The sequence below is a fragment of the Leucobacter salsicius M1-8 genome (assembly GCF_000350525.1).
GTDB lineage: Bacteria > Actinomycetota > Actinomycetes > Actinomycetales > Microbacteriaceae > Leucobacter > Leucobacter salsicius.
Map to the genome: position 1 here is coordinate 46,960 of NZ_AOCN01000012.1, position 13,377 is coordinate 60,336.

The 13,377-nt window shown below is 59.7% G+C and carries 15 protein-coding genes; 11 read left to right on the forward strand and 4 right to left on the reverse strand.

What is annotated here, in order from left to right:
• Positions 1–20 precede the first annotated feature (20 nt).
• Genes trxB through C795_RS0104215 form a run of 5 tightly spaced genes read left to right on the forward strand, consistent with a single transcriptional unit; the run spans position 21 to position 3,830 of the window.
• Entirely contained in the window at positions 21–998 is a 978-nt protein-coding gene (trxB, locus tag C795_RS0104195; protein WP_026139436.1) for a thioredoxin-disulfide reductase, read from the forward strand.
• Positions 995–1,318, forward strand: coding sequence for a thioredoxin (gene trxA, locus C795_RS0104200; RefSeq protein WP_017792507.1), 324 nt, complete (start codon positions 995–997; stop codon positions 1,316–1,318). The genes trxB and trxA overlap by 4 nt, the downstream gene beginning before the upstream one ends.
• A gap of 41 nt (positions 1,319–1,359) precedes the next feature.
• Positions 1,360–2,412 carry an ACR3 family arsenite efflux transporter gene (gene arsB, locus C795_RS0104205; RefSeq protein ID WP_198008429.1) on the forward strand — a complete coding sequence of 351 codons (1,053 nt, stop codon included), beginning with the start codon at positions 1,360–1,362 and terminating at the stop codon, positions 2,410–2,412.
• A gap of 56 nt (positions 2,413–2,468) precedes the next feature.
• On the forward strand, positions 2,469–3,410 hold the full coding sequence (locus tag C795_RS0104210; RefSeq protein ID WP_017792509.1) for a metalloregulator ArsR/SmtB family transcription factor: 942 nt from the start codon (positions 2,469–2,471) through the stop codon (positions 3,408–3,410).
• A gap of 12 nt (positions 3,411–3,422) precedes the next feature.
• Complete coding sequence (locus C795_RS0104215; RefSeq protein ID WP_017792510.1) at positions 3,423–3,830, forward strand: arsenate reductase ArsC; 408 nt, start codon at positions 3,423–3,425, stop codon at positions 3,828–3,830.
• 93 nt (positions 3,831–3,923) lie between these two features.
• Here the strand turns inward: C795_RS0104215 and C795_RS0104220 are convergent, their stop codons facing one another.
• Positions 3,924–5,240 (reverse strand): FAD-dependent oxidoreductase, encoded by a 1,317-nt coding sequence (locus tag C795_RS0104220; RefSeq protein WP_017792511.1) that lies wholly within the window; start codon positions 5,238–5,240, stop codon positions 3,924–3,926.
• 88 nt (positions 5,241–5,328) lie between these two features.
• Here C795_RS0104220 and C795_RS15175 point away from each other — a divergent pair, with 88 nt between their 5' ends.
• Positions 5,329–5,691, forward strand: coding sequence for an ArsR/SmtB family transcription factor (locus C795_RS15175; RefSeq protein ID WP_017792512.1), 363 nt, complete (start codon positions 5,329–5,331; stop codon positions 5,689–5,691).
• Positions 5,692–5,737: 46 nt separating this feature from the next.
• On the opposite strand, the gene nhaA is transcribed toward C795_RS15175, so the two are convergent.
• Together nhaA and C795_RS0104235 are read right to left on the reverse strand one after the other, a co-directional pair.
• A complete protein-coding gene (gene nhaA / locus C795_RS0104230) occupies positions 5,738–7,093 on the reverse strand; it encodes a Na+/H+ antiporter NhaA (protein ID WP_017792513.1) in 1,356 nt (451 codons plus the stop codon).
• 257 nt (positions 7,094–7,350) lie between these two features.
• A complete protein-coding gene (locus tag C795_RS0104235) occupies positions 7,351–8,874 on the reverse strand; it encodes a SulP family inorganic anion transporter (RefSeq protein WP_017792514.1) in 1,524 nt (507 codons plus the stop codon).
• A 170-nt stretch (positions 8,875–9,044) separates the two neighbouring features.
• Between C795_RS0104235 and C795_RS0104240 the strand changes: the two genes are divergently transcribed.
• The 5 genes from C795_RS0104240 (at position 9,045) to C795_RS0104260 (ending at position 12,947) form a co-directional block, all read left to right on the forward strand.
• Entirely contained in the window at positions 9,045–9,425 is a 381-nt protein-coding gene (locus C795_RS0104240) for a MerR family transcriptional regulator (protein ID WP_033349092.1), read from the forward strand.
• An 82-nt stretch (positions 9,426–9,507) separates the two neighbouring features.
• Positions 9,508–10,044 carry a hypothetical protein gene (locus C795_RS0104245; protein ID WP_017792516.1) on the forward strand — a complete coding sequence of 179 codons (537 nt, stop codon included), beginning with the start codon at positions 9,508–9,510 and terminating at the stop codon, positions 10,042–10,044.
• Positions 10,041–11,819, forward strand: coding sequence for a type IV secretory system conjugative DNA transfer family protein (locus C795_RS0104250; protein WP_017792517.1), 1,779 nt, complete (start codon positions 10,041–10,043; stop codon positions 11,817–11,819). The genes C795_RS0104245 and C795_RS0104250 overlap by 4 nt, the downstream gene beginning before the upstream one ends.
• Before the next feature lie 81 nt (positions 11,820–11,900).
• The gene (locus tag C795_RS0104255) at positions 11,901–12,359 is read left to right on the forward strand and encodes a single-stranded DNA-binding protein (protein WP_017792518.1); all 459 of its coding nucleotides are present in this window, start codon (positions 11,901–11,903) and stop codon (positions 12,357–12,359) included.
• 21 nt (positions 12,360–12,380) lie between these two features.
• Entirely contained in the window at positions 12,381–12,947 is a 567-nt protein-coding gene (locus C795_RS0104260) for a hypothetical protein (RefSeq protein WP_017792519.1), read from the forward strand.
• A 6-nt stretch (positions 12,948–12,953) separates the two neighbouring features.
• Here C795_RS0104260 and C795_RS0104265 read toward each other — a convergent pair whose 3' ends face one another.
• Positions 12,954–13,298 carry a sulfate permease gene (locus C795_RS0104265; RefSeq protein ID WP_332248475.1) on the reverse strand — a complete coding sequence of 115 codons (345 nt, stop codon included), beginning with the start codon at positions 13,296–13,298 and terminating at the stop codon, positions 12,954–12,956.
• Positions 13,299–13,377: the final 79 nt, after the last annotated feature.

Sequence of the window (13,377 nt, forward strand, 5' to 3'; positions counted from 1 at the left end):
AAGTTTGCCAATATAGATACATGTCGATTCAAGAAGTAGAGCTAGTTATTGTCGGCTCCGGACCTGCTGGATACACGGCCGCGGTATACGCAGCACGTGCGGGCCTTGCTCCGGTAGTCCTCGCAGGATCCGTAACTGCGGGCGGCGCGCTGATGACAACAACCGAGGTCGAAAACTTTCCCGGCTTTATCGACGGGATTCAGGGCCCAGACCTGATGGATGCGATGCGCGCCCAGGCCGAGCGATTCGGTGCGCGAATCATCAACGACGATGCTGTAAGCATCGACCTTCAAGGTGCCGTCAAAACGATCAAGACCGGTAACGGTGAGGCCTATGCCGCTCGTGCTGTAGTGCTGGCGATGGGGTCCGAGTACCGCAAGCTCGGCTTGCCCGAGGAAGATCGTCTTTCTGGCCATGGTATCTCGTGGTGTGCCACGTGTGATGGATTCTTCTTCCGCGAGAAGCAGATCGCCGTAGTTGGAGGCGGTGATTCCGCGATGGAAGAGGCGCTATTTTTGACGCGATTCGCGTCAAAGGTCACGATCGTCCACCGTCGTGATGAGTTCCGCGCCTCAAAGGTCATGGTCGATCGAGTGCTCGCTGACTCCAAGATTGAAGTTGCCTGGAACTCCGAAGTGGCTGAAATCCTTGGCGAGGAGCAGGCCGATGGACTCCGGCTCAAGAACACGGTTGACGGCTCGGAACGAGTGTTAGATGTGACGGGGGTATTCATTGCCATCGGCCATGACCCACGATCCGCGCTTGTCGCAGAGCAGGTGGCAACCGATAGCGACGGCTACGTGAAAGTTGAGCATCCATCCACCCGAACGAGCCTCACAGGCGTGTTCGCGGCGGGCGACTTGGTCGATCACACTTACCGGCAGGCGATCACCGCTGCAGGTACAGGATGCGCCGCAGCGCAGGATGCACAGCAATTTTTATCAAGCCTCATCCCATCTGAACAACGCTCGGATCTCGTTCTGGAGAGTGCCATATGAGTATCGTCAACGTCACCGATGACACCTTTGAACACGAAGTGCTCCAGTCAGGTCTCCCTGTTGTTGTCGACATCTGGGCGACCTGGTGCGGCCCGTGCAAGGCGATCGCACCAGTGCTTGAAGACTTAGCAGCCGAGTTTTCGGGCCAAGTGAAGATTGTCAAAGTTGATGCGGATGCGAATCCTGCCACCGTATCTGCGGCGGGTGTCATTTCGATTCCGACCCTCGGTTTTTACCAGGCTGGAGAGCGAGTCGATGTGCTTATCGGGGCACACCCAAGACCAGTTATCGCGGCAAAGATTAAGGAATTGCTCTCGTGACGAATACCTTGGCAACTCCGTCGCGGGTGACACCCAAGCGCATGTCGGCTCTCGACAAGTGGCTCGCAGTCTGGATCGGGCTAGCCATGATCGTAGGCCTCCTGCTCGGCCGTTTCATCCCCGGCCTCTCCGAACTCTTGACACGACTTGAGGTTGGTGGCATCTCCGTGCCCATCGCACTCGGGCTACTCGTCATGATGTACCCCGTGCTCGCGAAGGTCCGCTACGACAAAGTCGCAGCAGTCACCGGGGACAAAAAGCTGCTCATTTCATCGCTCGTGCTTAACTGGCTCGTCGGCCCTGCGCTTATGTTCACCCTTGCATGGATCTTCCTCGCGGATCTCCCCGAGTATCGCACCGGTGTCATCATCGTTGGGCTTGCTCGCTGTATCGCGATGGTCGTGATTTGGAACGACCTGGCATGCGGTGACGGCGACGCAACCGCGGTACTGATCGCGGTGAACTCAGTGTTCCAGGTCGTCATGTTCTCCGTGCTCGGCTGGTTCTACCTCACGGTACTCCCCGGCTGGCTCGGCCTCGACACTCAGGGCCTCGACGTTTCGGTGTGGCAGATCGCGCTCAATGTGCTGGTTTTCCTGGGCGTCCCACTGCTTGCAGGGTTTATGTCGCGGTGGGTCGGCGAGAAGCGTCGCGGCCGCGAATGGTACGAAGCGAAGTTCCTCCCGAGGATAGGCCCGTGGGCGCTCTACGGCCTGCTCTTCACCATCGTGCTGCTCTTCGCGTTCCAGGGCGAAGCAATCACAAATAACCCGCTTGATGTTGCTCGTATCGCGGTGCCACTGCTCGCATACTTCGCCATTATGTGGTTTGTCGGCATGATCGCTGGTAAAGCGATCGGTCTCGGCTATGCCCGATCCACGTCCCTTGCGTTCACCGCAGCAGGCAATAACTTTGAGCTCGCGATCGCAGTCGCAATCGGCACGTTCGGTGCTGCCTCTGGCCAGGCGCTCGCGGGTGTGGTCGGCCCCCTCATTGAAGTGCCGGTGCTCGTCGGCCTGGTGTACGTCTCCCTGTGGCTGGCGAGAGTTTGGTTTAAGACTGACCCATACGCGACTGAAACGAGCAAGTCATGATCCCGGACACCGCGCTCCGCAACCCAGAAATATGCACACCTACAGTGGAGCACGCGATGGGAGCTGCAGCCGCTTCCTCTGTCGCAACCACACTCAAGGCGCTCGCTGAGCCACTCCGCCTGCGAATGCTCTCTGCCATCGCCACAGACCCCCGCGGTGAAGCGTGCGTGTGCGATCTTGCTGAGCTTACTGACGTGTCGCAGCCCACGGTGTCTCACCATCTGAAAGTCATGAAGGACGCTGGGTTGCTCGCCTCAGAACGTCGTGGCACCTGGGTCTGGTATCGAGTCGTCGCATCTCGCAAAAATGCTGTCACCGCGCTGCTAGATTCCTTTGCACCGGCGACCCTCCTTGAAGATGTTGAGAGCGAACAGGATCGCACTGTCGCGCTGCGCACTATGGATGCTCGCGTTACGCGGCTCGCGGATGAACTGGCCGACGAACTTTCCGAGTTGAATCGCGACCTGGTAACCGCGATCGTACGGGAATCGTATGCGGGTCTCGTCAGGTCTGCGAAACTTACCCAACACATGATTCCCCTCACTGAACGCTTCGCGAGACAACGTCTTGCTGACCTGATGCGTGACCGTGAGACTTCTGTTCCGCAGGTGCTGTTCGTATGTGTTGCGAATGCCGGGCGTTCGCAGCTCGCGGCAGCCCTCATGAATCAGTTGTCGGGTGGCACCGTTATCGCTCGCTCGGCCGGATCGAACCCAGCTGTCGATGTGCACCCGAGTGTACGTTCGCTCCTCACAGAAATTGAGGGTGACAAAGATGCGACAACAGCATTTCCAAAGCCACTCACCGATGACGCGGTGCGTGCCGCAGACGTCGTCATCACCATGGGCTGCGGTGATGTCTGCCCCATCATTCCCGGTGTGCGCTACGAGGATTGGGCAGTGGGAGACCCTGCACTCGCCTCTGATGACGGTGCCAAAGCGATCCGCGACGACCTCGCCACCCGCGTACACACATTGCTTGACACGCTCACCACATAAGGAAAAACTTCAATGACCACTCAAACCAAGCCCTCCGTGCTATTCGTCTGTGTGCACAACGCCGGGCGTTCGCAAATGGCCTCGGGATACCTACGCCACATCGCTGGCGATCGCATCGAGGTACGCTCCGCCGGGTCGATGCCCGCCGACCAGATCAATCCCACAGCCGTCGCCGCCATGCGCGAAGAAGGCATCGACATCACCGCCGAGCAACCCAAAGTGCTTACCACTGAGGCTGTGCAGGACTCTGACGTAGTGATCACGATGGGTTGCGGTGATGCCTGCCCATTCTTCCCAGGCAAGCGTTACGAGGACTGGGAGCTTGATGACCCCGCGGGGCAGGGCATTGACTCAGTGCGCCCCATTCGTGACGACATCAAGCTGCGCATCGAAGAGTTGGTGGCGTCGCTACTCGATTAGTTAGCGCTGCGCCGGGGTGGGGCTCAGTAACATGAGCACTGCCCCGGCACAGTTCAGACGATTGGAAACGGAAGACGTCACTCCCCAAGGGAATTAGCGGTTGAGTGAGGTAACAAGCTCAATCGGTGCAGGAGCGGTTGCACAACAGCTACCGCCCGACGTTTCCTCAGGAGCATCAAACAAGCCAGCACCACCACACACACCCGTATCCGGCAGCACAAGATCAACGCGCTGTGCAGCCACAAGGTCGCCCGTTAATGCCGCGGCGACGCTGCGCACCTGTTCGAATCCCGTCAGCGCCAAGAATGTTGGGGCGCGCCCGTAGGACTTCGCGCCAACAATGTAGAGATCTTCTTCAGGGTGGGCAAGATCCGCTGCACCAGTGGCACGGATCGATCCACATGAGTGCAAATTGGGATCTACCTCGGTCGCCACACGTGCGGGTGCCTGAAGACGCTGATCGATCTCCAATCGAACTTCCGACAAAATCGACAGGTCAGGGCGGAACCCGGTCAGCACGATGATCTGGTCTGCTGGGGCAAGCGACCGACCGTCTTCCGCGACCAAAATCGCACGATCACCGTCACGATTCACTTCTACAACCCTGAATCCCGTGACAAGGTCCGCGAGCCCGTCAGCGACGTACTTTTCTGCAAGCTGGCCAAGTGCGCCACGCTCTGGAAGCTCATCCGCAGTGCCACCGCCGAACGTATTACCGACTATACCGCGGCGCAGCACCCAGGTGATCTGGGTAGAAGGATCGCGCCGGGCGATCCGAGCCAACTGTGTAATGGCTGTTTTCGCCGACGCACCATTACCAACGACAACGACGTGTTTACCCGAGAGCGCACGGGCATCCTCTGGCGTCGGAATCAGGTAACTGAGGATGCCTGCTGCCGCGACAGCTTGCTCTCCCAATGCGGGGAGACCGTCCGCACCCGCTGGACTTGGTGTATTCCAGGTTCCCGAAGCATCAATTACGGATCGAGCTTCAATTCGCTCTTCTCCACCATCCGAATTCACCACATGAATGGTGAACGGTTGATCTGACCGGCCTGCATCTACCGAGCGGTCCCGCCCCTTCTTGCTGACTCCTGTCACGCGAACGCCGTAACGCACCCGCTCCGCAAGTGTCTCGGCAAGGGGCGCGAGATACTCAGAGATCCACTGTGCCCCCGTCGGGTAGCCTTCAGCGGGTTCGATCCAGTCAGTTGCCTCAAGGAGACGCTTACTCGCACCGTCGATCACTTCAGACCATTTCGAAAACAAGCGCACGTGCGCCCACTCCGATACTGCTACGGCCGGGCCATCGCCCGCTTCCAGCACCAGTGGTTCAACTCCGCGCTCCAGCAAATGGGCAGCAGCTGCGAGCCCCTGGGGTCCTGCTCCAATCACGACGACTTCGTGCATTACATTTCTCCATCCATTGACATTCATCGATATGAAAAACCTATCGCCTCACATCGACAACTGTCAATATGTTGGGCAGAATGGTGATATGAACAATTTGCAGGATGCTGCGCCTCCAGTTTTGTCGTCAAGTTGCTGCGCGACGTTTGACCACAATGTCGTGACTGATGTGGATGCCCAGCATTTGGCGAAAGTATTCAAGGCTCTCGGCGACCCGACACGAGTGAAGCTGCTCTCACTCATTACTGCGAGCGCCAGCGGCGAGATGTGCGTGTGTGACCTCACGGAACCAATCGGACTCTCGCAACCTACGGTTTCACACCACATGAAGCAACTCGTCGAGGCCGGACTCGTCACTCGACAGCAGCGCGGCCGATGGGCCTACTACAGTCCGGTCATGTCTGTGCTCGCGGCGGCTACCCGCAGGTTGGCACCTCAGCCAACCCAGTAGCTCAGGAGCGCCTCTCGATGAGAATCTCGAATTGCCAGTACGAGTATCAGCCTCTCGGCTGCGCACCCGAGCCATCTTGATAGACGTCAGGGATGCCGTCTTGGTTCGCGTCAAGACGGTCACGGTGTCGGATGCGCCCGTACTGGCGGTTGCGGATTCCAAGCAGAACCGCCGCGAGTACGGCGGCGAGCACGGAAGCGGTGAGGATCGCGACCTTCGCGTAGTTGTGCTCGACTGAGCCGGGGGTAAAGCTGAGTTCCGCGACAAGGAGCGAGACGGTGAACCCAATGCCTGCGAGGAGTCCGACACCGATCATGTCGATCCATCGCAGTTCAGGGTCGAGCTTGGTGCGCATGGTCTTCGTCATGATCCAAGTCGTTGTGACGATCCCGAGTGGCTTGCCGAGCACGAGAGCCGCGACAATGGCGAAGGTAATGGGATGGGTCATCGCGGCATGGATACCTTCCCACCCTCCGACAGAAACGCCTGCAGCGAAAAATGCAAACACCGGCACGGCGACACCGGCAGACAGTGGCCGGAATCGGTGCTCGAACTCCTCAGCAAGCCCGACACGGTCTGCAGATAGCTTGGAATCTCTTCTGCGATGCAGGACCGGAATCGTGAAGCCCAGCAGGACGCCTGCGATGGTGGCGTGGATCCCAGAGGCGTGCATAAGTGCCCACGCGACCACTCCGATGGGGAGCAGAATCAGCCATGCTGCAAACGGGCGCACCCCGAAGAATCCCCGATATCGCTGCGCGATGAACCCGTAGACCACAATCACCGCGAACGCGAGCAACAGTGGCACGAAGGCGACGTCATCGGTGTAGAAAATGGCGATGATGCTGATCGCAAGCAGGTCATCGACCACGGCGAGAGTGAGCAGAAAAATGCGGAGCGCAGCTGGCAAATGGGAGCCAATGATCGCGAGCACTGCCACCGCGAACGCGATATCGGTGGCGGTGGGGATCGCCCACCCTTGCCGGAGTTCAGGATGAGTCCACACGATCGCGGCATAGATGAGCGCGGGTACAGCAACCCCTCCGGCGGCAGCGGCGATCGGTATGATTGCCGTGCGGAACCGGCGCAGGTCGCCAGCGACAAACTCCTTCTTGAGCTCGAGCCCTACCAAGAAAAAGAAGATCGCAAGCAGCCCGTCTGCTGCCCACGCCCCCAAGGTCAATCGGAGATGCCAGGGCTCATAGCCGATTTCAAAATCGCGCAATGCGAAGTAGGAATCCGCAAGGGGTGAGTTAGCCCAGACGATCGCAATCAGTGCCGCGATAACGAGCAAGACTCCGCCGACGGTCTCCTTGCGCAGCAGCGCGCCGATGCGTCGGGCTTCGGTGAAGGTGCCGTAGCGCGGAAATGTGTGCTTTGTAGTTTCAGGTGCGGGGGTCATGCTTCTCCCAGGGTCGTTCGTAGGCAGGAATGATCGACTCGAACGAGAGTGGTGCCATCGTCGCTAGGCGTGCGAAAGCTGCCGAGCCGTGATTACGCTGCGCTGACGGCGGGAGTGGTGCCAGACAACATCGCACCCCAGGAAGAGATGTATCCGTTTGTACCCGGGTGCGGCAGCACCCACTGGGCCGGTGAAAAGACCAAGCGGAACGGATTCGAAGACATCACGTTCAGGCTACCATCGCCCCCTGCTACCAATTAGTGGCCCGCGCCTAGTCCGCCCGACAGTCGGGAGTGGAACTCGGTCGTGGCTTTATTCATCCCAATGATCTCGACGCTCTTGCCGTGTTTTTCATACTTCGTGACGATCGCATCCAGTGCTGCGACGGTCGAGGCGTCCCAGATATGCGATTTCGACAAATCGATCACGACACGTTCCGGATCATCCGTGTATTCGAACAGGGTGGTGAGGTCGTTGCTTGAGGCGAAGAGCAACTGCCCTTCAACTGTGTAGTGCGCGGTCTGGACGTCGAACTGTTCGGTGACCTCACGATCCACGTTCACGAGATGCGCGACGCGGCGCACAAACATGATCGCGGCGACGAACACCCCGACGATGACCCCAATCGCAAGGTTATGGGTCGCGACCACCACCGCAACCGTGATGACCATAACAGTCGTCTCGCTCTTTGGCATCCGCTTGAGCGTCGAGAGCTTGATGGAGTGCCAATCGAATGTGCCAACCGAGACCATGATCATCACCGCAACAAGTGCCGCCATTGGGATGATCGCGACCAGATCACCGAGTACGACAATGAGAATCAGTAAGAATACGCCTGCGAGGAAAGTCGAGATGCGGGTGCGCGCTCCCGATGCTTTCACGTTTATCATCGTCTGTCCGATCATCGCGCAGCCACCCATACCGCCGAACATGCCTGACGCGATGTTCGCAACTCCTTGCCCCCAGGATTCGCGGGTCTTGTTCGAGTGGGTGTCGGTGACGTCGTCAACGAGCTTCGCAGTCATGAGCGACTCCATGAGTCCGACAAGCGCCATCGCGAGGGCGTACGGGGCGATGATCGTGAGCGTTTCCCAGGTGAGTGGCACGTTCGGAATAAACAACTCCGGGAGGCTCCGGGGCAGCTCGCCCTGGTCGCCGACGGTTGGCACATTGATGGCGAACACCACTACTGCAGCTGTGACGATCACTATTGACACCAACGGTGCAGGAATCACTTTCGTGATCTTCGGCATGAACACCATGATCACGAGGCCCACCGCGACGAGCGGGTAAACCAGCCAAGGTACGTCGATGAGCTGTGGCAGCTGTGCAATGAAAATCAGAATCGCGAGCGCGTTCACAAAGCCGACCATGACGCTACGCGGAATGAACCGCATAAGCTTCGCGACCCCGAACACGGCCAAGGCGACTTGCAGCGCCCCGGCCAGAAGCACAGTCGCGATGAAGTAGTCCATCCCGTAGTCGCGTGCTACCGGGGCGATGACGAGCGCGATTGCACCCGTCGCGGCGGTGATCATGGCGGGCCTTCCACCGACGAACGCGATCGTCACCGCCATGATGAACGAGGAGAATAATCCGACCTTTGGGTCGACGCCTGCGATGATCGAGAACGAGATTGCTTCCGGAATGAGGGCGAGTGCGACCACGAGACCGGCGAGAGCCTCACGAGTCAAGAGGCGGGGCGATTTCAGCGCGGTGAGCACTGAGGGTTCCGGCCGGTAGCGGACTTTCTCGTCTGCGGTTGATACGGCAAAGGCCATGCGGGTCCTCCGTGTTTGGGGTGGGTGCCTTCGTCGTGAAGGCATGGATAGTGTCTGCGTTCGCGTGATCGCGCGGGCCCAGAAACGGGCGGGAAGGTACCCTGATAAGCGGAGTACACTCACAAACACTAACGTAACGTGAGGGTTGACGCGAGTTTGGAGTATGGATGATGCCTGAACCTGTAACGATGCACATCGGCGAGCTTGCGGAACGCACAGGTCTCTCACTGCGCACGATCCGCCATTACGACGAGATAGGTCTCCTCACGCCTTCAGGCCGTTCTGAGGGCGGATTTCGCCTGTATACGGAAGACGACTACGACCGACTGATGCTAATCCGGCGCATGAAGCCTCTCGGATATTCGCTCGAGCAGATGGGGGACCTGCTACACGCCCTCCACAACGCCTTGCCATCAAGCACTGATCCGGAAGGTGCCCGCCGCACCCTGGCTGATTTCCGTCAAGACGCACAGGAGCGACGCGAGAAGCTCGCCCAACAGCTCGGGATGGCGGACGAGTTCCTCGCCCTCCTGAACACGCACACGACCTGATCTCGCGCGCGCAATCCCCTAGGGTTTAAAACTAGTGGTTTGAACAATTGAGCGAGCGTGCGCGGAAGTACACCTCTGTGGCATGAGCGATCGCAACATCCATGTCGAAACACTTTCTGAATCACACGTCAACCTTCCGCTCGCCGTCGTCACGGTCGATGAGCGCGGCACCATGGACGTCAGCTACGACGGTCGTGACTTCCCACCTCTGACACCAGACCCTCCTTGGATCAGGGCACGGTTTGGGGATCTGCTCGATTCGATCTCCGCCCACCGGACGCGGACAGTCCGAATCGAAGTCCATGAGTTTGACGGCTCCGTCTTCACCGACATCATTCATGCGGCAGAAAACGAACGCACCGCCGTCGATGCCGGGCATCCCAGTTCGATGCGGCGAGCGCGGCACCGCCCAGCGCGTCAGCTGTTCGAGATTACCGGGTCCGGGTTCATTCCTGGCGAAGACGTCACCGTTGCGCTGGAAGTGTCCAGCGCCGAGGGATCCGCTGATGGAAAGGCTCGTGGGCTCGTCGACTTGAGCCAGTTGGCGGATCACCGTTCAGAGATCATGCTCATTGGACGCGTCTCGGGCGTGATCATCTCGGAACGGCTGCCGTTATGAGCGCTCCACACGCGCAGGGTCGTGGGCTCGGTGATGAGCTGACCAATGTCTTGATGATTGCACTTGTCGCTGTTTTTGGTGTTGCCGTAGTCCTGCGAGCAGCAGGTTCGATTGCTGCCTTCCTCACTGGGGCAACGCAACCAGATGTCGGAATTGCCGGTGGTGTCAACGTTCTCTTTGATCCGTTGGACCCGGCGGCAGCGCTCCAAGCGCCCGCGCTCAACGCGATCATCTACTGGGCCGTGGCGATGACGTTACTTCTTGGACTCGGTGGCGCGATCGGCTGGACCTGGATGAGGTGGCGTCGCTATTCTCGAGCCTCGGATGCCGATCCGCACAAGCTCGCGGGCACTGCCACGAGCCACGAAGTCGTGGTCAATGCGTCCGCGAAGTCGCTCTTGCACCGCGCTGCCACGCTTCGTCCTTCGCTGGAGAAGCCAATGCCCGAGGACGTGGGTTACTTGCTGGGCCGGTCACGTGGCAAGCAGATTTGGGCCAGCGTCGAAGACTCGATCCTGCTGATCGGTCCACCGCGCTCAGGTAAAGGTCTCCACATCGTCATTCCGGCAATCCTTGACGCACCCGGTGCAGTCGTAACGACGTCGACGAGGCCCGACAATCTCACCGCAACACTCAGAGCACGCGAGCGGCTCGGGCCGGTTGCCGTCTTCGATCCACAACGCCTCGCCGAAGGTATCCCTGCCGGACTGCGCTGGTCGCCTATACGCGGGTGCGAGGATCCGCTGACCGCGATGATCCGAGCAACCGGGCTAGCCGCGGCCACCGAGCTATCTTCGGGTGGCGTCGAAGGCGGCGGGTTCTGGGAGGGAAAGACGCGCATTGCGTTGCAGGCACTCTTGCACGCTGCAGCTCTCGACCGCCGCAGCCCAACTGAACTCTTCCGGTGGACACTCGATCCTTCGGCGGCGGCCGAGGCAGTTGCGATCCTGGTCGGCTCGCAACTTGCGGCGACAGGTTGGGCGGAGTCGCTGGAGGCGATGCTCGATGCTGACCCGCGCACGCGTGACAGCATCTGGCAGGGTGTTTCTCTCGCGCTCTCGGCACTGGCAGATCCGCGGGTGCTCGATGCCGTCAGCCCGTCGGACGGTGAGCACTTCGACCCCGAGACGTTCATTCGCAGTCACGGTACGCTCTATTTGCTGGCAACCGGGGCGGGTGCCGGGAACAGCTCGGCTCTCGTTGCGGCATTCGTTGAAGACCTCGTCGAGACCGCCCGCCGCATGGCAGCACGCTCACCGGGCGCCCGGCTTGATCCGCCGCTACTACTCGCCCTCGATGAGATTGGAAATCTCGCGCCGCTCCCCTCCCTCCCGACGCTCATGGCAGAGGGCGGCGGCACAGGGATCACCACCATGCCCGTGCTCCAGACACTCGCCCAAGCGCGAGACAAGTGGTCCGAGAATCAAGCAGCCGCGATCTGGGATGCCAGCATCGCCAAGATCATTCTGGGCGGCGCATCCAACTCGCGTGACCTCCAAGACCTCTCCACCCTGATCGGAGAACGGGACGAGTTCACCGACTCGATCACGCTGGGAGACTATGGTTCGCGCTCGAACCAACGTTCCATTCGGCGCGTCCCGATTTTGCCGCCCGACCTCATCCGCACCCTGCCATTTGGCACCGGGGTCATCCTGCTGCGATCGGCACCGCCGATCGTTACTGACCTGCATCCGTGGCCGAAGCGGACCGACAGCCCGCAGCTCAAAGCCGATCGCACGGCGGTTGAGGCATTGCTGGAACGCCCCGCGACGTAACGATACGCGCGGGAATCCACGCGCACCTTCCTGTTGCAGTGACCGAACAATGCCGGTCACCCGAGCAGACAGGAAGAGAAAATGTCGATCCACACGCAAGAATCCGTCTCAGGCTTTGTCGCCACCGACCCCAAGCTGACGACCTCGGCAAACGGAAACCAGCGTCTCTATTTCCGCTTTGGGCAGGAGCATTTTCGTCGCGAAGAGGACGGCAGCTTCACGCAGCTCGAGACGAGCTTCCATCATCTCGTCATGTTTGGGCGCTCAGCGGAACTGGCAAATGAACGGTTCACGAAAGGCGACAACTTCATCGCCGAGGGTTACCAACAGCCGGTGAGCTTCGAACGAGATGGACAGCCCGTTGAGGGGGAAGAGTTCGTGGCGAAGCGCATCGGTCATGATGTCGTTCGCACCCGGTACGACGTGGATCGCTCACCTCGCAAAGTTGCAGGTCAAGACGCTCCCGCCCGGGAGCAGAATCGAGCGTTTGAATCCCCCGCACAACGATCAGTATTCAGCCCACCGGTACTCGGCCTCTAACGCACGAATGGGGATCGACTCATGAACACTCAGGAGAACCTTGATGAAAGCGATGACCGCGTTCACGGTCAGTGGGGCGATGGCAATCTGGTGGCTGAACCGCCGCATCCAGTCAACTGGAACCTGCTCACCTCGCACGATCTCGAACAAGAGCTGCTTGAACTCAATCGCTGGGTGGACTGGCTCCGAGTGGAGTACGGGCTCCCGGCATCAGTAATTCCGCCCCTCTGGCACCGGCACTCCGAGCTGCTCTGGGAGCTGTCTGCGCTCCATCTGCATTGGCTCTGCGCCTATGACGCGAACCAAGACGGCTCTGCCCCACTGGGCTGGCATCGAGACTTCGCTGACGCGCGGCAGCGGCTGCGCGATTGGATCGCCGCAAGCGGCACCCGTCTCGATCGAGACCGGCCCACACGGCTGACAATCTGGCCCGGTGAGGATCACACGGTCGAAAACGTCGAGCAGGTCATTACTGACCGCGATGCCGACTTCGTGCAATTCGTCGTCGACCAGGTTCAAGTACGCGAAGCCGCCGAAGATACCTTTTACGCGAGCATCGACGATCACACGGGAGAAGTGCCCAACTAATCGCCGTCACCGGCTGAGCACAGTGTTGGGCTCAGCCGGTGACTCGTGCATGGCTACCTCTCTGCGGGCGACTGCCTCAAAATGCTTCCAACGCAACAACAGCACCACGCTGACCGGGCCCATGACGATGAACTTTATCGCGTTCCAGATACAGATCAAGATCACGAGGGGTAACCACCCCGGCCCGCCGTGATCGATCAGATCTAAACACCACACGGCAGCCAGCGCGTAGGGCACGGCAAGCAACATCGCTGGCACACCCCACTTCAGCCCATGACGCCGCCGAATGAAAGCGATGAGGATGTTGGTCGGCATGCAGTGCTGCATGAACGAGCGAACGTAGATACTCAAGATCCAGATTGAGCGAATCATGGCGGGGACTCCCGATGTACATATTTCTCCGAAGAGGAGGCGACATATGATCGAGTTC

Excerpts from the sequence above, each read along its gene's own strand:
- arsB (WP_198008429.1), top strand. The coding sequence starts at position 1,360 with ATGTCGGCTCTCGACAAGTGGCTCGCAGTCTGGATCGGGCTAGCCATG.
- C795_RS0104210 (WP_017792509.1), top strand. The coding sequence starts at position 2,469 with ATGGGAGCTGCAGCCGCTTCCTCTGTCGCAACCACACTCAAGGCGCTC.
- C795_RS0104255 (WP_017792518.1), top strand. The coding sequence starts at position 11,901 with ATGTCGATCCACACGCAAGAATCCGTCTCAGGCTTTGTCGCCACCGAC.
- trxA (WP_017792507.1), top strand. The coding sequence starts at position 995 with ATGAGTATCGTCAACGTCACCGATGACACCTTTGAACACGAAGTGCTC.
- C795_RS0104235 (WP_017792514.1), bottom strand. The coding sequence starts at position 8,874 with ATGGCCTTTGCCGTATCAACCGCAGACGAGAAAGTCCGCTACCGGCCG.
- C795_RS0104215 (WP_017792510.1), top strand. The coding sequence starts at position 3,423 with ATGACCACTCAAACCAAGCCCTCCGTGCTATTCGTCTGTGTGCACAAC.
- trxB (WP_026139436.1), top strand. The coding sequence starts at position 21 with ATGTCGATTCAAGAAGTAGAGCTAGTTATTGTCGGCTCCGGACCTGCT.
- C795_RS0104260 (WP_017792519.1), top strand. The coding sequence starts at position 12,381 with ATGAACACTCAGGAGAACCTTGATGAAAGCGATGACCGCGTTCACGGT.
- C795_RS0104245 (WP_017792516.1), top strand. The coding sequence starts at position 9,508 with ATGAGCGATCGCAACATCCATGTCGAAACACTTTCTGAATCACACGTC.
- nhaA (WP_017792513.1), bottom strand. The coding sequence starts at position 7,093 with ATGACCCCCGCACCTGAAACTACAAAGCACACATTTCCGCGCTACGGC.
- C795_RS0104240 (WP_033349092.1), top strand. The coding sequence starts at position 9,045 with ATGCCTGAACCTGTAACGATGCACATCGGCGAGCTTGCGGAACGCACA.
- C795_RS0104250 (WP_017792517.1), top strand. The coding sequence starts at position 10,041 with ATGAGCGCTCCACACGCGCAGGGTCGTGGGCTCGGTGATGAGCTGACC.
- C795_RS0104220 (WP_017792511.1), bottom strand. The coding sequence starts at position 5,240 with ATGCACGAAGTCGTCGTGATTGGAGCAGGACCCCAGGGGCTCGCAGCT.
- C795_RS15175 (WP_017792512.1), top strand. The coding sequence starts at position 5,329 with ATGAACAATTTGCAGGATGCTGCGCCTCCAGTTTTGTCGTCAAGTTGC.